Consider the following 22,382-nt stretch of genomic DNA (forward strand, 5'->3'; position numbering starts at 1 on the left):
ACTGTTGCTATTCCACCTACTCGAGGATGCCGGTGACGTCCCGGTCGCCGTCGTCGAAGGTGTGGACGAGCCACGCTGCGGGGGTCATGGTGCGCGCCTGGGCCGTGGTGCGGGGGTCGACACCCTGCCGCTCCAGGCGATCCAGCCGGCCGTGCCACTCGGCCGTCACCTCGGCCGCCGGCCGGGCCGGCGCGGTCGTGGCGAGCTCGGCGGCGCGGCGCCGCAGGTGGCGCTCCTGGTCCCGGCGGCCGGCTCCGGCCGGCACCTCGTCCGGCGTGCGACGGCGGGTGCGGTCGACCCGGACGGTGACCGCGACGAGGGCGAGGACCGCGAGGACCGCCGGCGGGATCCAGGTGCGCAGCTGGTCCGCGGTGACACCCCGGTCGTCCCCGGTCCCCACGACCAGCCGGTAGCCGACCAGCAGCAGCACCAACCCGCCGGTCGTCATCCCGAGCGTCGTCGCGGCGAGCGGGGTCCCGCCACCGCGCGGCGTCCGGAGCACGAGGACCACCCCGAGCAGCACGACGCCCACGACCGCGGCCGTGGTCGCGACGGGCATCGCGTCCTCGGCCCGCAGGTAGGCGGTCTTGCGACCGGGCGGCCCGGCGAGCGCGGCCGCGGCGAGGACGGCGACCAGCCCGGCGGCGTACAGGAGCCACCAGAGGGCCAGGCCGACCCGTCGCGCGAAGGGCGCACGGGGCGGCACCGGCGTCTCGGCCAGGCGCCGGCGGGCCGCGTGGTGGGCGACGAGGCGCGGGTAGAGGCCACGCCTCGTCGTCCGGTCGCGCCGGAGCGTGCGGACCGCGGCCCGGGCCACGGCGACCACGTCGCCGTCCGTCCCTTCGAGGCGGATCACGCCGGTCAGCGTAGCCTCGGCCTGTGGACATCGCGGACCTGCAGGCCCACTGCCTCGCCCGCCCCGGCGCGTGGGCCGACAACCCCTGGGACCACGAGCTGCCCGTCATCAAGGTGGGTCCCGCCGAGCGCGCCAAGATCTTCGCGTTCCTCGACCCCGACAGCGTCGGCGTCAAGGCCGGCGCGACCCGCGAGGTCGCCGACGAGTGGCTCCAGCGCTACCCCGACGACGCCAGCGTGATGGCCTACATCGGCCGCTCCGGCTGGAACACCCTCGCGCTGTCCGGGGCGATCCCCGACGACGAGCTGCTCGAGGCGGTCGACGAGTCCTACCGCGCGGTCGTCGCGAAGCTCCCGAAGTCGCTGCGGCCCGCAGGCTGGGACGCCTCGTCGGGCGCCCCTTAGCCCGCCGCGCCCGGCGCCGTGATCTGGGCGACGATGCGCACCCGCATGTGGAAGGTCGACGTCGCGCCCTGGATGACCACCAGGAAGCCGTCGGGACCGTCGCGGAAGACCTCGCGCCCCTGGGGCGACCAGGGGTCCGGCGGGTCGAACTCGAAGCTCGCCCGGCGGGCCGCGAGCAGCGCCTGGGTGCGGTCGGCGTGGGCGGTGCGACCGAGCTGGACGATCGTCGGGGGCTTGGCCTGGCCCTGGTTGGAGTACTCGATGGCGACCCGCCAGGGGCCGGCGTCGCCGAGGCCGTCCGCGAGCGCGGGGCCGCCGGCGTCGGCGGGCGCGGGGCCCGAGCCGGGCTCGTACATCTCGTAGCTCATGGGGTCACCCTGCCCGATCCGTGCCGTTCAGCGCACCGGTACGCCGGCCCCGGCCAGCGCGGTCTTCACGTCGGCGATCCGCAGCGTGCCGAAGTGGAACACCGTCGCCGCGAGGACGGCGTCCGCGCCGGCCTCGACGGCGGGCGCGAAGTGCTCGACGGCACCGGCGCCGCCCGAGGCGATGACCGGGATCGAGACCTCGGCGCGCACCTTGCGGATGAGCTCGAGGTCGAAGCCGTCGGTGGTGCCGTCGGCGTCCATGGCGTTGAGCAGGATCTCGCCGGCGCCGAGCTCGGCCGCGCGCACGGCCCACTCGACGGCGTCGAGACCGGCGGACTGCCGTCCACCGTGGGTGGTCACCTCGAAGCCGGAGTCGCCGACCGGCGGGGCGCCCGCGGGCAGCCGGCGGGCGTCGACGGACAGCACGAGCACCTGGTTGCCGAACCGGTCGGCGATCTCGGCGATGAGCTCGGGACGGCGGATCGCCGCGGTGTTGACCGCGATCTTGTCCGCGCCGGCCCGCAGCAGGCGGTCGACGTCGTCGACCGACGAGACGCCGCCGCCGACGGTGAGCGGGATGAAGACCTGCTCGGCCGTGCGCGAGACGATGTCCATCGTCGTCGCGCGGCCCTCGTGGGAGGCGGAGATGTCGAGGAAGGTGAGCTCGTCGGCACCCTCGGCGTCGTAGAGACGGGCGAGCTCGACGGGGTCACCGGCGTCGCGGAGCTCCTGGAAGTTGACGCCCTTGACCACGCGGCCGGCGTCGACGTCGAGGCACGGGATGACCCGCACCGCGAGGGTCATACGAGTCCGCCCTTGGTCAGCGCGAGCGCGTCCTCGAGCGTGAATTGCCCGGTGTAGAGGGCGGTTCCGGCGATCGCGCCCTCGACGCCGAGCGGGACGAGGTCCATCAGCGCCCGGATGTCGTCGAGCGTGGTGACGCCGCCCGACGCGACGACGGGGCGGTCGGTCGCGGCGCAGACGTCCTTGAGCAGCTGCAGATTGGGGCCCTGCAGCATGCCGTCCTTGTTGACGTCGGTGACGACGTAGCGCGCACAGCCCTCGGCGTCGAGGCGGGCGAGCGTCTCGTAGAGGTCGCCGCCCTCCTGGGTCCAGCCCCGGGCGGCGAGCGTGCGCCCGCGGACGTCGAGCCCGACGGCGACCCGGTCGCCGTAGGTCGCGATCGCCCGGGCGCACCACTCCGGCTGCTCGAGCGCGGCGGTGCCGATGTTGACCCGGCGGCAGCCCGTAGCCATCGCGGCCTCGAGCGACTCGTCGTCCCGGATGCCGCCGCTCATCTCGACCTTGATGTCGAGCCGGCCGACGATCTCGGCCTGGAGCGCGCGGTTGTTGCCGTGCCCGAAGGCGGCGTCGAGGTCGACCAGGTGGATCCACTCCGCCCCGGCCTCCTGCCAGCGCAGCGCCGCCTCGACGGGGTCACCGAAGCGCTTCTCGGACCCGTCGATACCCTGCACGAGCTGGACGGCCTGACCACCCTTCACGTCCACGGCGGGCAACAGCTCGAGGTAGGCGCTCGTCATGGCCGCGATCCTAGATGAGCGCAGCCGCGGGCCTTCCGCGTGTCTCGCCCCGGGCAGAAGAGGACTAGAACTTGTTCTCATTTTGTGGTGAGGTATCTCACGCGGCCGTCACTGGGAGGGTGACGGCCGCACCAACTCATACATTCCTCGGGAGGGAATCTCTATGACCTTGCGTCACCGCTTCACCCTGCGCTCGTTCGCCGCGGCCGGCATCCTCGGCCTCACCGCGAGCAGCGCCGTCGTCCTCGGTGCGACCGCACCGGCCAGCGCCGCCAAGATCGCGCTGAGCTGCGAGGTCCCGGTGCTCGGCACCAAGACCTTCGCGGTCGACATCACCACCAACGCGCCGGCGAACGCCGCCCCCGGCTCCTCGCTCACGCCGCGGATCACGTCCAAGATCACCGTGCCTGCCGACCTCGCCGACCTCATGCGCGGCTTCCTCGGCGCCAACGCGATCGCCGGCACGGTCGAGTCGGTGGTCAAGGTCGACGGCGTCGACCGGACCACGACCATCACGATCCCCCGGACGAACGTGCCGGCCAGCGGTCCCGTCGTCCTGACCGGCACCGGTCAGCTGTCGTCGATCGCCGCCGGCCCGGCCGGCGGGCGCCACACCATCGCCGCGGGCGCCCAGAACGTCGCGATGATGCTGTTCCAGCCGGGCAGCCCCGACGGGTCGCTCTTCCCGGTCCCGTGCGCACCGGCCGCCGGGCAGAGCACGACGATCAGCACGATCGCCGTCCGTGGCGCGTCGACGACCAAGGCCAAGGCGGTCTTCAGCGCCAAGAAGCACAAGGCGACCGTGTCGGCGACCGTCAGCTCGACCCCGGCGGCGACCGGGACCGTGACGTTCACGCTCAAGCGGGGCGCGAAGAAGGTCAAGACCGTGCGCGCCTCGGTCGTGCGCGGCAAGGCCACGGCGACCTTCAAGAAGCTGCGCCAGAAGGGCAAGTACACCGTCACCGCGGCGTACAGCGGCTCCTCGACGGTGGCGCCGTCGACCGGCACCGCCAAGCTCAAGGTCCGCTGAGCCGACGCTGACCGGCCGGGACTGGGTCAGCTCAGCGAGCTGACCCAGTTCCGCAGCAGCTGGGCCCCGGCGTCGCCGGACTTCTCCGGGTGGAACTGGGTCGCGCACAGCGGCCCGTTCTCGACGGCGGCGACGAACCGGTCGCCGCCGTGGTCGGCCCAGGTCACCAGCGGCTGGTGGCTGTCGGGCGTGCGGTCGTTGGTGGCCAGCGTCCAGTCGCGCACGCCGTAGGAGTGCACGAAGTAGAAGCGCTCGTCCTCGATCCCCGCGAACAGGCGGGTCCCGGAGGGCACTGCCACCGTGTTCCAGCCCATGTGCGGCACGATCGGCGCCTGCAGGCGCTCGACCACACCGGGCCACTCGCCGCAGCCCTCGGTCTCGACGCCGTGCTCGATGCCCTTCTCGAACAGGATCTGCATGCCCACGCAGATGCCGAGCACCGGGCGGCCACCGGAGAGCCGGCGGGCGATGATCCGCTCGCCGCGGATCGCGCGCAGGCCGCGCATGCAGGCCTCGTACGCCCCGACGCCGGGCACGAGCAGGCCGTCGGCCTCCATCGCCGTGTCGAGGTCGCTGGTCAGGGTGACCGCGGCACCGGCGCGCTCCATGGCGCGCACGGCGGAGCGCAGGTTGCCCGAGCCGTAGTCGAGGACGACGACGGAGGGTGCGCTCACAGAGCGCCCTTCGTGGACGGGATGCCGGTCTCGCGCGGGTCGAGCGCGACGGCGTCGCGGAAGGCCCGGGCGAACGCCTTGAACTGGGTCTCGACGATGTGGTGCGGCTCGCGGCCCGCCAGCACCCGTACGTGGAGCGCGAAGTGACCGTGGAAGGCGATCGACTCGAAGACGTGCTGGGTCAGCGAGCCGAGGTAGGAGACGCCGGAGCCGCCGAGCTGCACGTACTGCTGGCCCTCGGGCTCACCCGTGTGCACGCAGTAGGGCCGCCCCGAGACGTCGACGACGGCGTGCACGAGCGCCTCGTCGAGCGGGACGGTGGCATCGCCGAAGCGGCGGATGCCCTTCTTGTCGCCCAGCGCCTCGCGCAGCGCCTGGCCCAGCGCGATCGCGGTGTCCTCGACGGTGTGGTGGGCGTCGATGTGGACGTCGCCGTCGGTCTGGACGGTGAGGTCGACCAGCGCGTGCCGAGCGAACGCGGTGAGCATGTGGTCGTAGAAGCCGACGCCGGTGGCGATGTCGTGGCGTCCGGTGCCGTCGAGGTCGACCTCGACGAGGACCTTGGACTCGCTGGTCTGGCGCTCGATCCGCGCGGTGCGGCTCATGCTCGTACTCCGTTCACGTCGCTCAGTGCGGCCCGGAAGGCGGCCATCTCGTCGGGTGTGCCGACCGAGACCCGGAGCCAGCCCTCGGGGCCGGTCTCGCGGATCAGGACACCACGGTCCACCAGACCCTGCCAGACAGCATGACGGTCGGCGAATCGCCCGAACAAGCAGAAATTGGCGTCGGAGTCGGCGACGTCGTACCCCTCGGCGCGCAGCCAGCCGACGAGCGCGTCCCGCTCGCGGCGCAGGTCGTCGACCTTGCCGAGCAGCTCGGGGGCGTGGCGCAGCGCGGCCAGCGCGACCGCCTGGGTCACCGCGGAGAGGTGGTAGGGCAGCCGGACCACCCGGATCGCGTCGCAGATCTCGGGCGCCGCGGCGAGGTAGCCCAGCCGCAGCCCGGCGCCCGCGAAGGCCTTGCTCATCGTGCGGGTCACCACGAGGTTGCGGTAGGACGGCAGCAGCTCGAGCGCGCTCGGGACGCCCCCACGGCGGAACTCGCCGTAGGCCTCGTCGACCACGACGATGCCCTCGTCCCCCGCCGCCTCGCACAGCACGCCGACGGCCTCGGGCGGCAGCGCCGTCCCGGTGGGGTTGTTGGGGCTCGGCAGCAGGATGACGCTCGGCTGCTCGGTCTTGACCAGGTCGCGCGCGGCGTCGAGGTCGAGCGCGAAGTCGTCGGCCCGGCGTCCGGCCACCCAGCGGGTGCTGGTGTCGCGGGCGTACTCCGGGTACATCGAGTACGTCGGCGCGAAGCTCACCGCGGTGCGTCCCGGACCGCCGAAGGCCTGGAGCAGCTGGAGCATCACCTCGTTGGAGCCGTTGGCCGCCCACACCTGCGCGGGCGCGATGCCGCGCTCCCCCGCGTCGCGGGAGAGATAGGCGGCGAGCTCGGTGCGCAGCGCGGTGAACTCGCGGTCGGGGTAGCGGTTGAGGGTCGTCGCGGCCGCGGCGGCCGCGGCGGCGATGTCGGCGACGCACGCCTCGGAGGGCCCGTAGGGGTTCTCGTTGACGTTGAGCTGGACGGGGACGTCGAGCTGCGGCGCACCGTAGGGCTCGACGCCGCGCAGCTCGTCGCGCAGCGGTGGCCAGGCCGCCGCGCTCATCGGCCCACTCGCGCGGTGATCGCGGCGCCGTGGCCGGGCAGATCCTCGGCCTCGGCGAGCGTCACGACGTGACCGGCGACCTCGTGGAGCGCCTCGGCCGAGTAGTCGATCACGTGCACCGACTTGGTGAAGGCGCGCACCGACAGGCCCGACGAGTGGCAGGCGCAGCCCGCGGTCGGGAGCACGTGGTTGGACCCGGCGCAGTAGTCGCCGAGGCTGACCGGCGCGTGCGGGCCGACGAAGATCGCCCCGGCGTTGCGCACCCGGGCGGCCCAGCCCGCGGCGTCGTCGGTGTGGATCTCGAGGTGCTCGGCGGCGTAGGCGTTGACGACGTCGAGACCCTGCTCGAGGTCGCGGACCAGGACGATGCCGGACTGCCGGCCGCCGAGCGAGGTGGTGATCCGCTCGACGTGCTTGGTCGCGGCGACCTGGGTGTCGAGCTCGGCCTCGACCTCGGCGGCGAGCCGCTCGGAGGTGGTGACGAGCACCGAGGCGGCCAGCGGGTCGTGCTCGGCCTGGCTGATCAGGTCGGCGGCGACGTACGACGCGTCGCCGGTGTCGTCGGCGAGGATCGCGATCTCGGTGGGACCGGCCTCGGAGTCGATGCCGATCTGGCCCTTGAGGATGCGCTTGGCGGTGACCACCCAGATGTTGCCGGGACCGGTCACGAGATCGACGCGGGCGACGCGCCGGTGGGGCTCGGCGTCGTCGAGGCCGTAGGCGAACATCGCGATCGCCTGGGCACCGCCGACGGCGTAGACCTCGTCGACGCCGAGCAGCGCGCACGCGGCCAGGATCGTGGGGTGCACCGAGCCGCCGAACTCCTTCTGCGGCGGGCTCGCCAGGGCGATCGACTCGACGCCGGCGGTCTGCGCCGGGACGACGTTCATCAGCACCGAGGAGACCAGCGGCGCGAGGCCGCCGGGCACGTAGAGGCCGACCCGGCCGACCGGCACCTTGCGGTGGGTCACCCGCGCGCCGGGCGCCAGCTCGGTGACGGCGTCGTGCTCGAGCTCGTTGGCACAGGTCGCCCGCAGCCGGCGGATCGACTCCTCGAGGCCCGCCCGGATGCTCGGGTCGAGCCGGTCGAGCGCCTCGCGCATCGTGGCGGGAGCGACCCGGATGTCGTCGACGCGCACGCCGTCGAACTTCTCGCCCAGCTCGACGATCGCGTCGAGCCCACGGGTGCGGACCTCTTCGCAGATCGCATGCACCGCCGGCACCGCCGCCTCGATGTCGAAGTCGGCACGGGGCACTGCCGCGCGGTAGTCGACGGACTCGTCGGCGTCGCGCAGGTCGATGCGGCGGATGAGGGACATGCCCCGATTCTACGGTCGGGGCGCCGCTCCCCCGGCGCCGGTGACGCCTACCGGGACGGCGCCTCGTCCAGCACCGCGAGCGCGAGCCGGTGCGCGGTCACCAGCGCGCCGTCGTCGCCGAACAGCTCGCGCCGCGTGTTGGCCGCGACCAGGTAGGCGTCGACACGGAAGGCGGCCTCGTCGGGCCGCGCCACCCCGGCCGCGGTGAGCTCGCGCACGAGCAGGTCGAGCCACTCCTGCTTGAGCGCCCGGACGGCCTCGGCGACCCGGCCGGTGCGGTGGCCGTACTCGGCGGAGGTGGCCGCGACGAAGCAGCCGCCGGGAAACACCTCGGCGCGCAGGTAGGCCACCCACTGGTCGAGCAGCGCGCGCAGCCGCGCGGCACCGGGCGCGGCGCTCCACGCGGGGGCGATGACGTGCTCGACGTACAGCTCCCGGGCCTCGGCGACGGCGGCCAGCAGGATCTCCTCGCGGTTGCCGAAGACGGTGAGCAGCCCGCTCTTGCTGGCTCCGGAGGCCTCGGCGAGCGTGCCGACGCTGAGCGCGTCGAGGCCCTGGACGGTCGCCAGCCGGGCCGCCGCCCGGGCCGCCCGCTGCCGGGTGCGGTCACCGCGGAGCCGGCGGCCGTCGGCGGGTGTGGTCATCCGGCCACTCTACCCGACCGATCGGTCGTATAGTTCCGCCATGACCACCACGAACCAGCCCGCCGTCCCGGTCCTGCACGAGCACATCGAGATCGCCGCCCCTCCCGCCGACGTCTGGGCGCTCGTCGCCGACGTCACCCGGATGGCCGACTGGAGCCCGCAGGTCACCTCGACCCGGCTCGCCGCCCCCGATGCGGAGCCCGGCGTCGGCACCCGGTTCACCAACCGCAACGCCCACGGCGAGCTCACCTGGACCACGCACGCCGAGATCACCCGCTACGACGCCGAGCGCGCGCTCGCCTTCCGGGTCGACGAGAACTACGTGACCTGGTCCTTCGAGCTGGAGCCGACCGCCGACGGCGGCACCCGGCTGCACGAGCGTCGCGACGCCCCCGAGGGCATCTCGGAGCTCTCCCGCGAGCTGACCGACGCCTTCATGGGCGGCCAGGAGGCGTTCACCGCCTCCCAGCTCGCCGGGATGCGGACCACGCTCGAGGGAATCCGCTCGGAGGCGGAGACCCCGATGCCCTAGGGTCGAAAGGTGCCCGACCAGCTGCCGATGTTCCCTCTCAACGCGGTGCTCTACCCGGGGATCAGCGTGCCGCTGCACGTCTTCGAGGATCGCTACCGCGCACTCGTCCACCACCTGCTCCGCGTCGAGGACCCGGCCGACCGGCTCTTCGGGTCGGTCGCGATCCGCGAGGGCTACGAGGTCGGCGACCACGGCAACCAGTCGCTCTTCCGGATCGGCGTGCGGCTGCAGCTGACCGAGGTGGAGTCCCACCCCGACGGCACCTTCGACATCGTCGCGGTCGGGCGCGACCGGCTCCAGCTCGACCGGCTGCGCGGTGGCGGCGAGTTCCCCGTCGGCGAGGTCACCCTGCTCGACGAGCCCGCGGGCGCCGTCCCCGACGACGTCGTCGAGCGGGCCCGGGCGACGTTCACCGCCTACCGGCACGTCCTCGGCGAGATCGCCGGCGACCCGCTCGAGGGCGAGCTGCCACGCGACCCGGCGTACCTCGCCTGGACGCTGGCCGCCGCCACGCCGCTGCCGATGGCCGAGCACCAGCAGCTCCTCGAGGCGGCCGACCCGACCGAGCGGCTGATCCTGGTCACCGACCTGCTCCGCTCCGAGCTGCGCGCCATGAACGTCATCACCTCGCTGCCCGCGACCGAGGTGGCGCGCACGAAGTGGTCGCCCAACTGATGGCGAAGAAGAAGCAGGCCGCCGGCGGGACGCCGGCCACCACCGCCCTGACCGCGGCCGGCGTCGCGTTCACCGTGCACGAGTACGCCCACGACGCCCGCGCCGCGTCGTACGGCGAGGAGGCCGCCGAGGCGATGGGCATCGACCCCGCGCGGGTGTTCAAGACCCTCTTCGCCGACGTCGACGGCGCGCTCGTGGTCGGCGTGGTGCCGGTCGCGGGCCAGCTCGACCTCAAGGCGCTCGCCCGCGCCGTCGCGGGCCGCAAGGCGACGATGGCCGATCCCCGGGCCGCCGAGCGGGCCACCGGCTACGTGGTCGGCGGCATCTCGCCGCTGGGCCAGCGCAAGGCGCACCCGACCGTCGTCGACGCCTCGGCGCTCGCGCACCCGACCGTCTACGTCTCGGCGGGCAAGCGCGGGATGGAGGTCGAGCTCAGCCCTGCGGAGCTGGTACGGATGACGGCCGCGCGGGTGGCTGAGATTCGGAAGTGAGCGAGAGCAGCACCACCAGGTAGCCGAGCAGGGCGCCCACCGGCCAGGCCAGGTAGGGCGTCCAGCCGCTCACGTGGAGGTGTCCCGGCAGCACCGCGCCGATCTTCTTGGCCGCGGCCAGCGACGCCGGGTCGGGCGGGCTGAACGACTCGCCGATCAGGTACATGAGCAGCGTCGCCAGGCCCGCGCCCACCAGCAGCGCCAGCAGCCCGGGGACGGCGACCTTGCGGGCCAGCCAGCCGGAGACCAGACCCAGCAGGAGCGCGAGGCCGAAGCCGACGACGACATAGGTCGCCGTCCCGCTGAAGTCGCGGGTGATGCCGGGGTCGAACGGGTCGGGGTACCAGTGCGGGCCCGCCGTCGTGTCGTAGATCTTGCCCTGCGGGGCTGGCCCCCACCAGGCCCACCACAGCCAGCCACCGGCCGCGCCGAGGACGGCACCGAGGACCGGCGGCACGACGAGCGCGCCGGTCAGGTCGCGGGGCCTCATCTGTCGAGGCACCCCGGGCCGAGGAGCTGCTTGAGGTCGGCGAAGAGCGAGACAGAGGGAGTCACCCTGAGATTGTCCCCCAGGCGCATGAGCTTGGTGGAGTCTCGGCTCAACAGCTGGAGCCGGACCTCGGTCAGCCCGGCATGGGAGACGAGGACCTCGCGCAGCTGCTGGACCACCGGACCGGTGCACCGCGTCGACGGCAGGCTGATCACGACCGGCCCGTCGCTGCCGCGCTCGAGGTCGGGGACGGTGACCTCCTGGCCGCGCAGCTGGGCGGTGTCACGCTCGGTGTCGAGCTGGCCCCGGACCCGGATGATCGCGTCCTCGGTGAGGTACGGCGCCGCCAGGCGGTAGCTGCTGGGGAACAGCAGCACGTCGATGCCACCCTCGAGGTCCTCGAGCGTGACGGTGGCCCACGGGTCGCCGTTCTTGGTGATCTTGCGCTGGATGCCGGTGACCAGGCCGGCCACGGTGACCGTGGAGTTGTGCGGCCGGTCCTCGTCGGTGACCAGCTGGCCGATGGTGCAGTCGGTGCCGTTGGACAGCACGTGCTCGAGGCCGAGCAGCGGGTGGTCGGAGACGTAGAGACCGAGCATCTCGCGCTCGTGCCCGAGCAGGGTCATCTTGTCCCACTCGTCGAGGTCGGGGATGGCCACGCTCACGCCGAAGCCGCCGCTGCCGTCGTCGTCGTCGCCGAGCCCGGCGAAGAGGGAGTCCTGGCCGATCGCCTCGTTGCGCTTGATGTCGACGTACTGGTCGACGGCGGTCTCGTGGATCGCCACGAGCGCGCGCCGCTTGTGCTTCATGTCGTCGAAGGCGCCGGCCTTGATCAGCGAGTCGATGACCCGCTTGTTGCACACCGAGGCGGGCACCTTGGACAGGAAGTCGTTGAAGTCGGTGAACCGGTCCTGGTGGGTGCGGGTCTCGACGATGCCGTCGACGACGTTGGAGCCGACGTTGCGGATCGCGGTGAGGCCGAAGCGGATGTCGCGCCCGACGGCGGTGAAGTTGTGCGCCGACTCGTTGACGTCGGGCGGCAGCACCTGGATCTTCATCCGGCGGCACTCGTTGAGGTAGATGGCCATCTTGTCCTTGTCGTCCTTGACGGACGTGAGGAGCGCGGCCATGTACTCGGTCGGGTAGTTCGCCTTGAGGTAGGCCGTCCAGTACGTGATGACGCCGTAGGCGGCCGAGTGCGACTTGTTGAAGGCGTAGTCGGAGAACGGGAGCAGGATCTCCCAGAGCTGGTCGATCGCCTTCTGGGGGTAGCCCCGCTCGAGCATGCCGGCCTGGAAGCCGGCGTACTGCTTGTCGAGCTCCTCCTTCTTCTTCTTGCCCATCGCGCGACGGAGGTTGTCGGCGGCGCCCAGGGTGAAGCCGGCCAGCACCTGGGCGATGGCCATCACCTGCTCCTGGTAGACGATCAGGCCGTAGGTCTCGCCCAGCACCGGCTCGAGGGCCTCGGCCAGGGCCGGGTGGATCGGCTCGATCGGCTCGCGGCCGTTCTTGCGGCGCGCGTACTTGTTGTGCGAGTCGGCGCCCATCGGGCCCGGCCGGTAGAGCGCGCTGACCGCGGTGATGTCGGCGAACTGGTCGGGCTGCATCGAGCGCAGCAGCGCGCGCATGCCCCCACCATCGAGCTGGAAGACGCCGAGCGTGTCGCCGCGGCCCATCAGCTCGTAGGTCGCCCGGTCGTCGAAGGGCAGCTCCTCGAGGACGACGTCCTCTTCCTTGTTGGCCTTGATGTTGCCCAGCGCGTCCTCGAGGATGCGCAGGTTCGACAGGCCCAGGAAGTCCATCTTGACCAGGCCCAGCGACTCGCACATGGGGTAGTCGAACTGGGTGATCACCGCGCCGTCCTGCGGGCGGGCCATGATCGGCACGATGTCGATCAGCGGCTCGCTCGACATGATGACGCCGGCCGCGTGCACGCCCCAGTTGCGGATCTGGCCCTCGAGGCCGAGCGCCGTCTGGTAGATCGTGCGGACGTCCGGGTCGGACTCGTAGAGCGCGCGGAACTCGCCGCCGTCGTTGTAGCGCTTGTGGTCGGCGTTGAAGATGTCCTTGAGCGGGACGCCCTTGCCCATCACGTCGGGCGGCATCGCCTTGGTGATCTTGTCGCCGATGGCGAAGCCGTGGTCGAGAACCCGGGCGGCGTCCTTGATGGCGGCCTTGGACTTGAGCCGGCCGAAGGTGGCGATCTGGGCGACGCGCTCGGCGCCGTACTTGTCGCTGACGTACTGGATGACCTCGCCGCGGCGGGCGTCGTCGAAGTCGATGTCGAAGTCAGGCATCGAGGGGCGCTCGGGGTTGAGGAAGCGCTCGAAGAAGAGGCCGTGCTCGAGGGGGCACAGGTCGGTGATCCGCAGCGCGTAGGCCGCGATGGAGCCGGCACCCGAGCCTCGGCCCGGGCCGACCCGGATGCCGTTGTCCTTGGACCAGCCGATGAAGTCGGCGACCACGAGGTAGTAGCCGCAGTAGCCCTTCTGCGAGATGATCGCGAGCTCCATCTCGACCCGGTCCTTGACCTCCTGGGTGAGCAGCTCGCCGGGGTAGCGCGCCTCGATGCCGCGCCACACCTCCTTGCGGAACCAGGACTCCTCGGTCTCCCCCGCCGGCACGTCGGCGCGGGCCATGTAGCCGCCGGTGGACTCGGTGAACTCGACGTTGCAGCGCTCGGCGATGGCGACCGTGTTGTCGCAGGCCTCGGGCATGGCGAACCGGTCGGCCCACAGCTCGCGCATCTCGGCCGCGGACTTGATGTAGTAGCCGCCGCCGTCGAACTTGAGCCGGTTGGGGTCGGAGAGGCGCTTGCCGGACGCGACGCAGATGAGGGCGTCGTGGGCGTCGGCGTCCTCGGGGTTGTTGTAGTGCGAGTCGTTGGTGGCGATCGGCGGGATGCCGAGGTCCTTGCCGAGCCGGATCAGGTCGTCGCGGACCCGCTTCTCGATGGAGATGCCGTGGTCCATCAGCTCGAGGAAGACGTTCTCCTTGCCGAAGATGTCCTGCAGCTCGGAGCCCTCGCGCAGCGCCTCGTCGTACTGTCCCAGCCGGAGCCGGGTCTGGATGGCGCCGCTGGGGCAGCCGGTGGAGACGATGAGGCCCTTGCTGTGCTCGGCGAGGATCTCCTTGTCCATGCGCGGCTTGTAGAAGTAGCCCTCGAGGCTCGAGCGCGACGAGAGCCGGAACAGGTTGTGCATGCCCTCGGTGTTCTCGGCCCACATGGTCATGTGGGTGTAGGCGCCACCGCCGGCGACGTCGTTGCCACCCTCCTCGGCCCCGTCGGCGCCGTTGGCCTTGCCCCACCGGACCCGGCGGCGCTCACCGCGCGGGGTGCCCGGCGTGATGTAGGCCTCGATGCCGATGATCGGCTTGACGCCGTACTTCTTGGCCTTGGAGTAGAAGTCGTAGGCGCCGTGCAGGTTGCCGTGGTCGGTCATCGCGATCGACGACATGCCGAGGTCGTTGACGCGCGTGAACAGCCCGTCGAGGAGCGACGCCCCGTCGAGCATCGAGTACTCGGTGTGGACGTGCAGGTGGACGAAGTCCCCGGCGTCAGCAGCCATGTGTGGTTCGGCTCTCCTCAAAGGTCAAGGGCGGTCGCTCGGGGAAGAGGACCAGCCTACGTGACAGTGGCACCGACTCTAGGCCGACCCTCCGACAGATCCCGCCGGCCACTCCATCCGCAGGTCCGGGGCCCGCTCCTCGTTCTCGGCGCCGTCGGTGTGCTCCCGCTCGACCAGGCCCCGGGCGGCGTAGAACGCCCGCGCCGGGAGGTTCTGCTCGAACACCCAGAGGCTGAACCCGCCGGGGTGGCGGGCCTTGACCAGGTCCAGCAGCGCGCCGCCCACGCCCTGGCCCTGGTGGGCCGGGTCGACGTACAGGTCGTTGAGCCAGGTGCGGGTGAACCGGGCGTAGCCGACCACCGCGCCACCGCTCTCGGCGACCCAGTTCTCGGCCGCGCCGAAGCGCTCGGCGAGGTAGGCCCGGATCTCGTCCGGACCGTGGAGACCCGGCGGCATCGCGGCGCTCGCCCGGGCCGCGACCTGGACCGCGGCGATCCCGGGGACGTCGGCGGGCGTCGCGGGACGCAGCAGCAGCTCAGTGGGCGTCACGGATGACGTCGAGCGCGTGCGCGAGGTCGTCGGGGTAGGTCGACTCGTACTCGACGTAGTCCCCCGTCTCGGGGTGCTCGAAGCCCAGCTTCACCGCGTGCAGCCACTGCCGCTCCAGCCCCACCCGGCGGGCCAGGACGGGGTCGGCGCCGTAGGTGATGTCGCCGACGCACGGGTGCTTGAGCGCGCTCATGTGCACCCGGATCTGGTGGGTGCGCCCGGTCTCGAGGTGGACCTCGAGCAGGCTCGCGAAGCGGTGCGCCTCGAGCGTCTCGTAGTGGGTCACGCTGTGCCGGCCGTCGTCCATGACCGCGAACTTGTAGTCGAACTTCGGGTGCCGCCCGATGGGGGCGTCGATCGTGCCCTCGAGCGGGTCCGGGTGCCCCTGGACGAGCGCGTGGTAGGTCTTGTCGACCGTGCGGTTGCGGAAGGCGTTCTTGAGCACCGAGTAGGCGTGCTCGGACTTGGCGATCACCATCACGCCCGACGTGCCGACGTCGAGGCGCTGGACGATCCCCTCGCGCTCCTTGGCCCCCGACGTGGAGATCCGGAAGCCGGCCCCCGCGAGGTGGCCCACCACCGTCTGCCCGCGCCAGCCCGGCGACGGGTGCACCGCGACGCCGACCGGCTTGTCGATCACGACGATGGCGTCGTCGTCGTGGATGATCTTGATGCCCTCGACGATCTCGGGGACCACCTCGAGCGGGTCGACCTCGGCCGGGATCGCGACGTCGAGCACTGAGCCGGCCAGGAGCCGCTCGCTCTTGCCGCTGACCGCGTCGCCGTCGATGCGGACCCTGTCGTCGGCGATCAGCTCGGCCGCGCGCGTCCGGGAGACCCCGAACAGCTGGGCCATCGCCACGTCGACCCGCTCGCCGTCGAGGCTCTCGGGGACCGACAGGGTGCGGTGCTCGGCCGTGCTCACGACTGCTGCTCCTTCTCGGGCTTGGCGCCCTTCTGGGGCTTCTCGACCCGCTGGCCGTCGAGCCCCACGCCGCGGAACACCTGCAGCAGGATGAGCGCCACGCCCACGTTGATGGACATGTCGGCGACGTTGAAGATCGGCCAGTTCGGCAGCATCAGGAAGTCGACGACGTGCCCGCGGAACGGGCTCGGCGCGCGGAACAGCCGGTCGATCAGGTTGCCGTCGATGCCCGCCAGCAGCAGCCCCAGCGCGACCGCCCACAGCGGGCTCACCACCCGCCGGCTGACCCACAGGACGACGAGCGTCGCGGTGATCGCCAGGCAGGACAGGACCACGGTGAACCGGGTGCCCAGGCTGAACGCCGCCCCCGGGTTGTAGGTCAGGTGCAGCTGCAGGATCTCGCCGACCACCTCGACGTCCGGCTCACCGGTGAGGTGACGGACTGCGAGGACCTTCGCGACCTGGTCGACGACGACCACCAGCACCGCGACGGACAGGAACAGCGCCCACGCCCGCGGAGCTGCGAGAAGGGGCCGGGAACCTGCGGTGCCGGGGCCGTCGGGGCCGTCGTCGCGGTCGTCTACCGGCGTTCCTCGCGCTGCTTGCATGTCATGCACAGTGTGGCACGCGGGAACGCCATCAGCCGCATCTTGCCGATGGGGTTGCCGCACGACTCGCACACGCCGTACGTGCCGTCGTCGATGCGCGCCAGGGCCCGGTCGATCTGGGCCAGCTTCTCGCGCTCGTGGTTGAGCACGGTCAGCTCGTGGTCGCGCTCGAAGCTGGTCGCCCCGAGGTCCGCCTGGTCCTGCCCGGCCCCGTCACCGGAGTCGCGCAGCAGGCCCGACAGGTCGGCCTCCTGCTCGGCCAGGATCTGGGCGCTCTCCTCGCGCTGCTCGTGCAGCTCGCGCAGCACCTCGGCCAGCTCGGCCTTGGACCAGGCCTCCTCGTGGTCGAGGACGACGAGCTTGCGGGCGGCCGGGGCGGCCTTCTTGGCGGGCGCCTTCTTGGCCGGCGCCGCCTTCTTGGCGGGCGCGGCCTTCGCGGCCGGCGCGGCCTTCTTGGTGGACGTGGTGGTCGTGGTGGTCTTCTTGGTCACGGTGGCCGGAGCCTTCTTGGTGGTCTTCTTCGCGGGCGCCGGCGTCTTCTTGACCGGAGCGGGTGCGCTCTTCTTGGCGGCGGTCTTCTTGGCGGCGGTCTTCTTGGCCGGCGCCTTCGCCGTCTTCTTCGCGGGGGCTGCCTTCTTGGCGGCCGGCGCTGCCTTCTTCGCTGGTGCGGTCTTCTTCGCGGCCGCCTTCTTGGCCGGTGCCGCCGCGGCCTTCTTCGCCGCCGTCTTCTTGGCCGGTGCCGCCGCCTTCTTCGCGGGCGCCGCCGGCGCCGCGGCCCCCTTGCGGGGGCGGATGATCTTCCGCGCGGCGGACGCGGCCTGACCGGCCAACGACTTCTTCGTGCTGCGGGCCATGACGGACTCCTCAGAGGCGACGTGCCGCGGCCGGCAGGCTGCGGGCGTGCTGCGGAGGGTAACGGGTGCAGCCTAGGCGGCCAAGGAGGCTCACCGTCGGGAACGCGAACCGGCCGGTCCGCACGAGGCGGGACCGGCCGGTTCGAGGGTGGTCAGCAGACCGAGCGGGAGCGCTCGGGCTCAGGCCTCTTCCTCGCCGAGGATGGAGCGCAGCCGCTTGGGAGCGGGGGCCTCCTCCGCGGGAGCGAGGGTGTCACCCGGGGTCTGCAGCGACTCGAGCTGCTGGGTGAAGTAGCTCTTGAGGCGGGAGCGGTACTCGCGCTCGAACGAGCGGAGCGTCTCGACCTCGGCGGAGAGCTTGTCGCGCTCCTTCTCGAGGTCGCCGAAGAGCTGGGTACGACGCTCGGCGGTCTCGCTGTCGAGCATCTCGGCGCGGGTGCGGGCGTCGGACTCGAGGCGGTCGGCCTTGACCTTGGCCTCGGACTCCAGACGCTCGGACTTGGTCCGGGCCTCGCCGACGATCTTGTCGGCCTCGTTCTTGGCGTCCTCGACGAGTTCGTCGGCGTTGCGCGTGGCGATCTCGAGCAGGCGCGCCGCGGCGTTGGACGCCTCCGGCACGGTCTCGACCCGGATCGTCTCGATGCCACCGGTGGCGGCGGGCGCGGCCACGGGGGCCGGGACGACGGGCTCGACCGGGGCGGGCACCTCGACGGGAGCAGCCACGGGGGCCGGGACCGGAGCGGGGGCCGGCGGCTCGGGCGTGAGCTCGGGCACGGGAGCGAGCTGGGTCGGCGCGTCGAAAGCGGCCGAGGAGCCGGCCTGCGCAGCCGCGAGCTTCGCGCGGAGGTCGTCGTTCTCCTGGGTCAGGCGAGCCAGCTCGGCCTCCACCTCATCCAGGAACTGGTCGACCTCGCCCATGTCGTAGCCCTCGCGCAGCCGAACCGGCGTAAAGCGCTTGTTGCTCACGTCCTCAGGCGTCAGCGGCATGACCTCACCTATCTACGAAGATTCATCGACAGTCTGTCTCACCGAACGATAGCGCCTGGCTCACAGAAGCCGTCATCCACCGTCCGGGCGGGCGGGAGTCGGCGTCGGACCGAACCCCGCGGGTGCGTTCAGTAAAGCAGCGTGGAACGGTTCACGGCCAACAGGATGTAGGCCAGGATCATCACCAGGAAGAAGCTGATATCCAGGGCGAAGTTCCCGATCCGGATCGGCTTGATCACCTTGCGCAGCCCCTTGATCGGCGGATCGGTCACCGAGTACGACAGCTCGAGGAACACGAGCAGCACTCCCCGGGGCTCCCAGCCCCGCGCGAACACCTGCACCCAGTCGGTGATGAGGCGGACCCACAAGAATCCGATGAAGGCGAACAGCACGCCCTCGATGATCCAGCCGACGATCGTCACGCACGCAACCTATCGGGTACGCCGAACCCGCCCGACAAGGCCCGCCGTCGGCACGCCCGGTCCCCGCGGCGGCGCGCAACCACCGCCGGTGAAGGTCTGGCCGCCAGCCAACCCGTCACCGAGCGAACCTCGACCGCGCGCGCGGCAGCGCGGCGAGAGCCGGCTCCCGGGCAGCTTGCTGCCTCCCCGAGCCGGCGAAGCCGCGCTCGCGCAGATCAAGATTGGTTGAAGAAACCGCCGGTGTCGGCGATGTGCTGCTTGTCCTCCGCCGCGACGGTGACATTCGGCGGCGAGAGCAGGAACACCTTGTTGGTGACCCGCTCGATGTTGCCGCGGGTGGCGAAGATGAGCCCGGCGGCGAAGTCGACGAGACGCTTGGCGTCGGAGTCGTCCATCTCGCTGAGGTTCATGATCACCGGGACGCCCTCGCGGTACTCCTCGCCGACGGCCCGCGCGTCGTTGTACGTCGTGGGCTGCAGCGTGACGATCCGGGAGCGGTCGGCGACGACCGACGAGGGCGCGACGGCGACCGCGACGGGACGACGGCGCTCCTCGAGGTCGGCGACCGAGGCGGCCCGGGGCTCGTGGTCGGACGGGACGGCGCGCACGGTGCGGGTCGGCCGAGCGTCGCGCTCCCGGGCCGGCTCGGTGACCTCGTCGTCGTACTCGTCATAGCCGGTGTCCTCCAGCAGGCCGAGGTACTCACCGATCCTGCGCATCGCACCGCTCATGACTGTTGCCTCCGTGATTCCTGCCCCTGGGGCTCAGGGACCGCTGGTGGTGTTGTGGACATTACTGGACCGCGGGCCTCGAACCGAGGACCGCGGTGCCGACGCGTACGTGTGTCGCGCCGACGGTGATCGCCGCCTCCAGGTCGCCGCTCATGCCGGCGGAGAGGAGGGTCGCGTCGGGGTGCCGGGAGAGGAAGTCGGCGCGGATCCCGGCGAGCCGGGAGAAGGCCAGCGCAGGGTCCTCGTCGAGGGGCGCGACGGCCATCAGGCCGCGCAGCCGGAGCCCGCTGGTGCGGGCGACCTCGTCGGCGAGGGCGGGCAGCGTGGCCGGGTCGGCACCGAAGCGGTGCTCGCGCCCTGGGGGGTCGAGGCTGACCTGGAGGAGGACGTCGACCTCGCGGCCGGCGTCCTCGGCGCCGCGGGCGAGCCGGCCGACGAGCGCGGTGCGGTCGACGGACTCGACGACCTGGGCGTAGCGGGCGACGGCGGCGGCCTTGTTGGACTGCAGGCCGCCGATGAAGTGCCAGCGCAGCGGGAGGTCGGCGCACTCGGCGGCCTTGGCCTCGGCCTCCTGGTGCCGGTTCTCCCCCACGTCGACGACGCCGAGCTCGGCGAGCAGGCGGACGTCGGAGGCCGGGAAGTACTTGGTGACGACGACGAGCGCGACCTCGTCGGGCGCCCGCCCCGCGTCGGTGGCGGCGCGCGCGATCCGGTCGTGGACGGCGGCGAGACGGGTGCGCAGCTCGTCGGCGCGGCTGGTGCTCACGAGAGCCACACCAGCCCTCCGAGTCGGCCGGCGGCGGCGCCGTCGCGACGGTAGGAGTGGAAGCGCTCGTCCTCGAGCGTGCACCCCGCGACGACGGCCGCGGGCACCCCGGCGGCGTCGAGCTGGGCGGCGACCCCGGCGCCGAGGTCGAGCGCGGGCGTGCCCCAGCTGGTCTCGGCGTAGGTCGCGGGGACCCGGGCGGCGACCTCGTCGCGCATCGCCGCGGGCACCTCGTAGCAGCGGCCGCACACGTGGGGGCCGATCCAGGCGCGGACCTCGGTGGCGCCGAGCGCCCGCATCCGCTCGACGGTGCGGGTGACGACGTCGAGCTCGACGCCGCGGCGTCCGGCGTGGGCGACCCCGACGACGCCGGCGCCCGGGTCGGCGAGGACGACGGGCACGCAGTCGGCGACGCGGACCACGAGCGCGAGGCCGGGCGCGGTGGTCACCGCCGCGTCGGCCTCGGGGACCGGCGCGGCGCCGTCGTCGACCGTGGCGACGTCGGCACCGTGCACCTGGTGCAGCCGGGCCAGGCCGGTCAGGCCGAGGTCGGCGGCGAGGCCGGCGAGGGTGGCGGCGAGCTCCGGGCCCTCCTGCAGGTCGAGCGCGGCGTCCGTGAACGCCACCTCGACCCGGCGCCCGTCAGCGGGGGCCGGGTCGAGTGCGGTGGTCTCACGGAAGGCGAACACGACTCACTTGAGGAAGTCGGGGACGTCGAGGTCGTCGCCGTCGTCGAACTGCATCGGCTGGGGGGTGGTGCGCGCACCGACCGGCTGCGGCGTGGACGCCGGAGCGGACTCCTCGGCCTGGGCCGGGGCGGGCGTCGGGGCCGGGGCCTGGCTCTGGGCCGGGGCCTGCGGCTCGGGGCGGCGGCTGGCGACCGCACCGGCCGCAGCACGCGTCTCGGCCGGCTGCGCGGCGGCGCGGGCGTCGCGGCGCGCCGCACCCTCGTCGCGGCGCTTGGGCAGGCCGCCGTCGAACCCGGCGGCGATGACGGTCACCCGGACCTCGTCGCCGAGGGCGTCGTCGATGATCGTGCCGAAGATGATGTTGGCGTCCTCGTGCACGGCGTCGGCGACCATGGCGGCGGCCTCGTTGATCTCGAAGATGCCGAGGTCGGAACCACCGGCGATCGAGAGCAGGACGCCGTGGGCGCCGTCGATCGAGGCCTCGAGCAGCGGGCTGCTGATCGCCATCTCGGCGGCGGCGAGCGCACGGTCCTCGCCGCGGGCCGAGCCGATGCCCATGAGCGCGGAGCCGGCGTTGCTCATGACGGCCTTGACGTCGGCGAAGTCGACGTTGATCAGACCGGGGGTGGTGATCAGGTCGGTGATGCCGGAGACGCCCTGGAGCAGCACCTGGTCGGCCTGCTTGAAGGCGTCGAGCATCGAGACGTTGCGGTCGGAGATCTGCAGCAGCCGGTCGTTGGGGATGACGATGAGGGTGTCGACCTCCTCGCGGAGCCGCTCGATGCCCTCGTCGGCCGACTTCTTGCGGCGCGCACCCTCGAAGGTGAAGGGACGCGTGACGACGCCGATGGTGAGCGCGCCCAGCGAGCGGGCGATCCGGGCGACGACCGGCGCGCCACCGGTGCCGGTGCCACCGCCCTCGCCCGCGGTCACGAAGACCATGTCGGCGCCCTTGAGCACCTCCTCGATCTCCTCGGCGTGGTCCTCGGCGGCCTTGCCGCCCACGTCGGGGTTGGCGCCGGCACCCAGCCCGCGGGTGAGCTCGCGCCCGATGTCGAGCTTGACGTCGGCGTCGCTCATGAGCAGCGCCTGCGCGTCGGTGTTGATGGCGATGAACTCGACACCCTTGAGGCCGACCTCGATCATCCGGTTGACGGCGTTGACGCCGCCCCCGCCGATGCCGACGACCTTGATGATGGCCAGGTAGTTCTGTGCAGCTGCCACGGCGGCGTCACCTTTCCAGAGGTGTTTCGATCAGTTGTCGTCGTCTGTGTCGTCGAGCTCGATCTCGAGCCAGGCGGTCGGCCACCCTTCCCCGATGGCCGTCCGGCGTGGGTGCCACAACCCTGACCCTCAGCCTGAGGGTTATAGTTATGTCAACCTCGTCGTGCCCATGACAGTAGGTACGCCGACGCCCTCCCCAGCGCAGACACGCCGCACCCCCGCCGAAGTTCCACGTTCCGGCGGGCGAAGGGGCACGTTCCGGCGGTCGAGGGTGCCGCTCCGTGCACCCTCGACCGCCGGAACGTGCCCCTTCGCGCCCCCGCCCC

General features: G+C 72.3%; 26 protein-coding genes. 5 read left to right on the plus strand and 21 right to left on the minus strand.

Annotated features, from left to right (window positions below; all coding sequences use genetic code 11):
- Positions 1-16: 16 nt before the first annotated feature.
- Complete coding sequence (locus BM223_RS08590) at positions 17-856, minus strand: hypothetical protein (RefSeq protein ID WP_038678401.1); 840 nt, start codon at positions 854-856, stop codon at positions 17-19.
- A gap of 23 nt (positions 857-879) precedes the next feature.
- Here BM223_RS08590 and BM223_RS08595 point away from each other — a divergent pair, with 23 nt between their 5' ends.
- Complete coding sequence (locus BM223_RS08595; RefSeq protein ID WP_038678399.1) at positions 880-1,260, plus strand: MmcQ/YjbR family DNA-binding protein; 381 nt, start codon at positions 880-882, stop codon at positions 1,258-1,260.
- Here the strand turns inward: BM223_RS08595 and BM223_RS08600 are convergent.
- From BM223_RS08600 to priA, 3 genes are read right to left on the minus strand one after another with little or no spacing between them, the layout of a single operon-like run.
- A complete protein-coding gene (locus BM223_RS08600) occupies positions 1,257-1,628 on the minus strand; it encodes a hypothetical protein (protein WP_038678397.1) in 372 nt (123 codons plus the stop codon). The two genes, BM223_RS08595 and BM223_RS08600, sit on opposite strands and share 4 nt — an antisense overlap.
- A 27-nt stretch (positions 1,629-1,655) precedes the next feature.
- The gene (gene hisF, locus BM223_RS08605) at positions 1,656-2,432 is read right to left on the minus strand and encodes an imidazole glycerol phosphate synthase subunit HisF (RefSeq protein ID WP_038678395.1); all 777 of its coding nucleotides are present in this window, start codon (positions 2,430-2,432) and stop codon (positions 1,656-1,658) included.
- On the minus strand, positions 2,429-3,169 hold the full coding sequence (priA, locus tag BM223_RS08610) for a bifunctional 1-(5-phosphoribosyl)-5-((5-phosphoribosylamino)methylideneamino)imidazole-4-carboxamide isomerase/phosphoribosylanthranilate isomerase PriA (RefSeq protein ID WP_038678393.1): 741 nt from the start codon (positions 3,167-3,169) through the stop codon (positions 2,429-2,431). The genes hisF and priA overlap by 4 nt, the downstream gene beginning before the upstream one ends.
- A gap of 163 nt (positions 3,170-3,332) precedes the next feature.
- On the opposite strand from priA, the gene BM223_RS08615 reads away from it, so the two are divergent.
- Positions 3,333-4,199: an Ig-like domain-containing protein gene (locus BM223_RS08615; RefSeq protein ID WP_038678392.1), complete on the plus strand. Its 867-nt coding sequence runs from the start codon at positions 3,333-3,335 to the stop codon at positions 4,197-4,199.
- A gap of 26 nt (positions 4,200-4,225) precedes the next feature.
- On the opposite strand, the gene hisH is transcribed toward BM223_RS08615, so the two are convergent.
- From hisH to BM223_RS08640, 5 genes are read right to left on the minus strand one after another with little or no spacing between them, the layout of a single operon-like run.
- Positions 4,226-4,873, minus strand: a complete 648-nt coding sequence (gene hisH / locus BM223_RS08620; RefSeq protein WP_038678390.1) for an imidazole glycerol phosphate synthase subunit HisH — start codon at positions 4,871-4,873, stop codon at positions 4,226-4,228.
- On the minus strand, positions 4,870-5,478 hold the full coding sequence (gene hisB, locus BM223_RS08625; protein WP_038678388.1) for an imidazoleglycerol-phosphate dehydratase HisB: 609 nt from the start codon (positions 5,476-5,478) through the stop codon (positions 4,870-4,872). The genes hisH and hisB overlap by 4 nt, the downstream gene beginning before the upstream one ends.
- Positions 5,475-6,581, minus strand: a complete 1,107-nt coding sequence (locus tag BM223_RS08630) for a histidinol-phosphate transaminase (protein ID WP_038678386.1) — start codon at positions 6,579-6,581, stop codon at positions 5,475-5,477. The genes hisB and BM223_RS08630 overlap by 4 nt, the downstream gene beginning before the upstream one ends.
- The gene (hisD, locus tag BM223_RS08635) at positions 6,578-7,900 is read right to left on the minus strand and encodes a histidinol dehydrogenase (RefSeq protein WP_038678384.1); all 1,323 of its coding nucleotides are present in this window, start codon (positions 7,898-7,900) and stop codon (positions 6,578-6,580) included. Before hisD ends, BM223_RS08630 begins: the two co-directional genes overlap by 4 nt.
- A gap of 47 nt (positions 7,901-7,947) precedes the next feature.
- A complete protein-coding gene (locus tag BM223_RS08640; RefSeq protein WP_038678382.1) occupies positions 7,948-8,544 on the minus strand; it encodes a TetR/AcrR family transcriptional regulator in 597 nt (198 codons plus the stop codon).
- Between the two features lie 40 nt (positions 8,545-8,584).
- Here BM223_RS08640 and BM223_RS08645 point away from each other — a divergent pair, with 40 nt between their 5' ends.
- Genes BM223_RS08645 through ybaK form a run of 3 tightly spaced genes read left to right on the plus strand, consistent with a single transcriptional unit; the run spans position 8,585 to position 10,242 of the window.
- Positions 8,585-9,076, plus strand: a complete 492-nt coding sequence (locus BM223_RS08645; protein ID WP_052138500.1) for an SRPBCC family protein — start codon at positions 8,585-8,587, stop codon at positions 9,074-9,076.
- 9 nt (positions 9,077-9,085) lie between these two features.
- Entirely contained in the window at positions 9,086-9,751 is a 666-nt protein-coding gene (locus BM223_RS08650; RefSeq protein WP_052138499.1) for an LON peptidase substrate-binding domain-containing protein, read from the plus strand.
- Positions 9,751-10,242: a Cys-tRNA(Pro) deacylase gene (ybaK, locus tag BM223_RS08655; RefSeq protein ID WP_038678380.1), complete on the plus strand. Its 492-nt coding sequence runs from the start codon at positions 9,751-9,753 to the stop codon at positions 10,240-10,242. The genes BM223_RS08650 and ybaK overlap by 1 nt, the downstream gene beginning before the upstream one ends.
- Here the strand turns inward: ybaK and BM223_RS08660 are convergent.
- The 12 genes from BM223_RS08660 to ftsZ all read right to left on the minus strand — a co-directional run bounded on the left by BM223_RS08660 (position 10,184) and on the right by ftsZ (position 22,056).
- Complete coding sequence (locus BM223_RS08660; RefSeq protein WP_038678379.1) at positions 10,184-10,732, minus strand: hypothetical protein; 549 nt, start codon at positions 10,730-10,732, stop codon at positions 10,184-10,186. The genes ybaK and BM223_RS08660 overlap by 59 nt on opposite strands.
- Positions 10,729-14,301 carry a DNA polymerase III subunit alpha gene (gene dnaE / locus BM223_RS08665; RefSeq protein WP_038678377.1) on the minus strand — a complete coding sequence of 1,191 codons (3,573 nt, stop codon included), beginning with the start codon at positions 14,299-14,301 and terminating at the stop codon, positions 10,729-10,731. The genes BM223_RS08660 and dnaE overlap by 4 nt, the downstream gene beginning before the upstream one ends.
- Positions 14,302-14,379: 78 nt before the next feature.
- Positions 14,380-14,850, minus strand: coding sequence for a GNAT family N-acetyltransferase (locus tag BM223_RS08670; protein ID WP_052138498.1), 471 nt, complete (start codon positions 14,848-14,850; stop codon positions 14,380-14,382).
- A complete protein-coding gene (locus BM223_RS08675; RefSeq protein WP_038678375.1) occupies positions 14,837-15,775 on the minus strand; it encodes an RluA family pseudouridine synthase in 939 nt (312 codons plus the stop codon). Before BM223_RS08675 ends, BM223_RS08670 begins: the two co-directional genes overlap by 14 nt.
- Entirely contained in the window at positions 15,772-16,383 is a 612-nt protein-coding gene (gene lspA, locus BM223_RS08680) for a signal peptidase II (protein ID WP_052138497.1), read from the minus strand. Before lspA ends, BM223_RS08675 begins: the two co-directional genes overlap by 4 nt.
- Positions 16,356-17,237 carry a TraR/DksA family transcriptional regulator gene (locus BM223_RS08685; protein WP_075018543.1) on the minus strand — a complete coding sequence of 294 codons (882 nt, stop codon included), beginning with the start codon at positions 17,235-17,237 and terminating at the stop codon, positions 16,356-16,358. The genes lspA and BM223_RS08685 overlap by 28 nt, the downstream gene beginning before the upstream one ends.
- Positions 17,238-17,417: 180 nt before the next feature.
- Positions 17,418-18,224, minus strand: coding sequence for a DivIVA domain-containing protein (locus tag BM223_RS08690; RefSeq protein ID WP_038678373.1), 807 nt, complete (start codon positions 18,222-18,224; stop codon positions 17,418-17,420).
- A gap of 128 nt (positions 18,225-18,352) precedes the next feature.
- Positions 18,353-18,646, minus strand: a complete 294-nt coding sequence (locus BM223_RS08695; RefSeq protein WP_038678371.1) for a YggT family protein — start codon at positions 18,644-18,646, stop codon at positions 18,353-18,355.
- A gap of 215 nt (positions 18,647-18,861) precedes the next feature.
- On the minus strand, positions 18,862-19,377 hold the full coding sequence (locus BM223_RS08700) for a cell division protein SepF (RefSeq protein WP_038678370.1): 516 nt from the start codon (positions 19,375-19,377) through the stop codon (positions 18,862-18,864).
- Between the two features lie 61 nt (positions 19,378-19,438).
- On the minus strand, positions 19,439-20,143 hold the full coding sequence (locus tag BM223_RS08705) for a YggS family pyridoxal phosphate-dependent enzyme (RefSeq protein ID WP_038684171.1): 705 nt from the start codon (positions 20,141-20,143) through the stop codon (positions 19,439-19,441).
- Entirely contained in the window at positions 20,140-20,832 is a 693-nt protein-coding gene (locus BM223_RS08710; protein WP_038678368.1) for a purine nucleoside phosphorylase YfiH/LACC1 family protein, read from the minus strand. Before BM223_RS08710 ends, BM223_RS08705 begins: the two co-directional genes overlap by 4 nt.
- A gap of 3 nt (positions 20,833-20,835) precedes the next feature.
- Positions 20,836-22,056 (minus strand): cell division protein FtsZ, encoded by a 1,221-nt coding sequence (gene ftsZ, locus BM223_RS08715; RefSeq protein WP_075018544.1) that lies wholly within the window; start codon positions 22,054-22,056, stop codon positions 20,836-20,838.
- Between the last annotated feature and the right edge of the window lie 326 nt (positions 22,057-22,382).

The sequence above is a fragment of the Pimelobacter simplex genome (assembly GCF_900114845.1).
GTDB classification, from domain to species: domain Bacteria; phylum Actinomycetota; class Actinomycetes; order Propionibacteriales; family Nocardioidaceae; genus Nocardioides; species Nocardioides simplex.

Excerpts from the sequence above, each read along its gene's own strand:
- BM223_RS08600 (WP_038678397.1), bottom strand. The coding sequence starts at position 1,628 with ATGAGCTACGAGATGTACGAGCCCGGCTCGGGCCCCGCGCCCGCCGAC.
- hisF (WP_038678395.1), bottom strand. The coding sequence starts at position 2,432 with ATGACCCTCGCGGTGCGGGTCATCCCGTGCCTCGACGTCGACGCCGGC.
- priA (WP_038678393.1), bottom strand. The coding sequence starts at position 3,169 with ATGACGAGCGCCTACCTCGAGCTGTTGCCCGCCGTGGACGTGAAGGGT.
- BM223_RS08615 (WP_038678392.1), top strand. The coding sequence starts at position 3,333 with ATGACCTTGCGTCACCGCTTCACCCTGCGCTCGTTCGCCGCGGCCGGC.
- hisB (WP_038678388.1), bottom strand. The coding sequence starts at position 5,478 with ATGAGCCGCACCGCGCGGATCGAGCGCCAGACCAGCGAGTCCAAGGTC.
- BM223_RS08630 (WP_038678386.1), bottom strand. The coding sequence starts at position 6,581 with ATGAGCGCGGCGGCCTGGCCACCGCTGCGCGACGAGCTGCGCGGCGTC.
- hisD (WP_038678384.1), bottom strand. The coding sequence starts at position 7,900 with ATGTCCCTCATCCGCCGCATCGACCTGCGCGACGCCGACGAGTCCGTC.
- BM223_RS08640 (WP_038678382.1), bottom strand. The coding sequence starts at position 8,544 with ATGACCACACCCGCCGACGGCCGCCGGCTCCGCGGTGACCGCACCCGG.
- BM223_RS08645 (WP_052138500.1), top strand. The coding sequence starts at position 8,585 with ATGACCACCACGAACCAGCCCGCCGTCCCGGTCCTGCACGAGCACATC.
- ybaK (WP_038678380.1), top strand. The coding sequence starts at position 9,751 with ATGGCGAAGAAGAAGCAGGCCGCCGGCGGGACGCCGGCCACCACCGCC.
- BM223_RS08660 (WP_038678379.1), bottom strand. The coding sequence starts at position 10,732 with ATGAGGCCCCGCGACCTGACCGGCGCGCTCGTCGTGCCGCCGGTCCTC.
- dnaE (WP_038678377.1), bottom strand. The coding sequence starts at position 14,301 with ATGGCTGCTGACGCCGGGGACTTCGTCCACCTGCACGTCCACACCGAG.
- lspA (WP_052138497.1), bottom strand. The coding sequence starts at position 16,383 with ATGCAAGCAGCGCGAGGAACGCCGGTAGACGACCGCGACGACGGCCCC.
- BM223_RS08685 (WP_075018543.1), bottom strand. The coding sequence starts at position 17,237 with ATGGCCCGCAGCACGAAGAAGTCGTTGGCCGGTCAGGCCGCGTCCGCC.
- BM223_RS08690 (WP_038678373.1), bottom strand. The coding sequence starts at position 18,224 with ATGCCGCTGACGCCTGAGGACGTGAGCAACAAGCGCTTTACGCCGGTT.
- BM223_RS08700 (WP_038678370.1), bottom strand. The coding sequence starts at position 19,377 with ATGAGCGGTGCGATGCGCAGGATCGGTGAGTACCTCGGCCTGCTGGAG.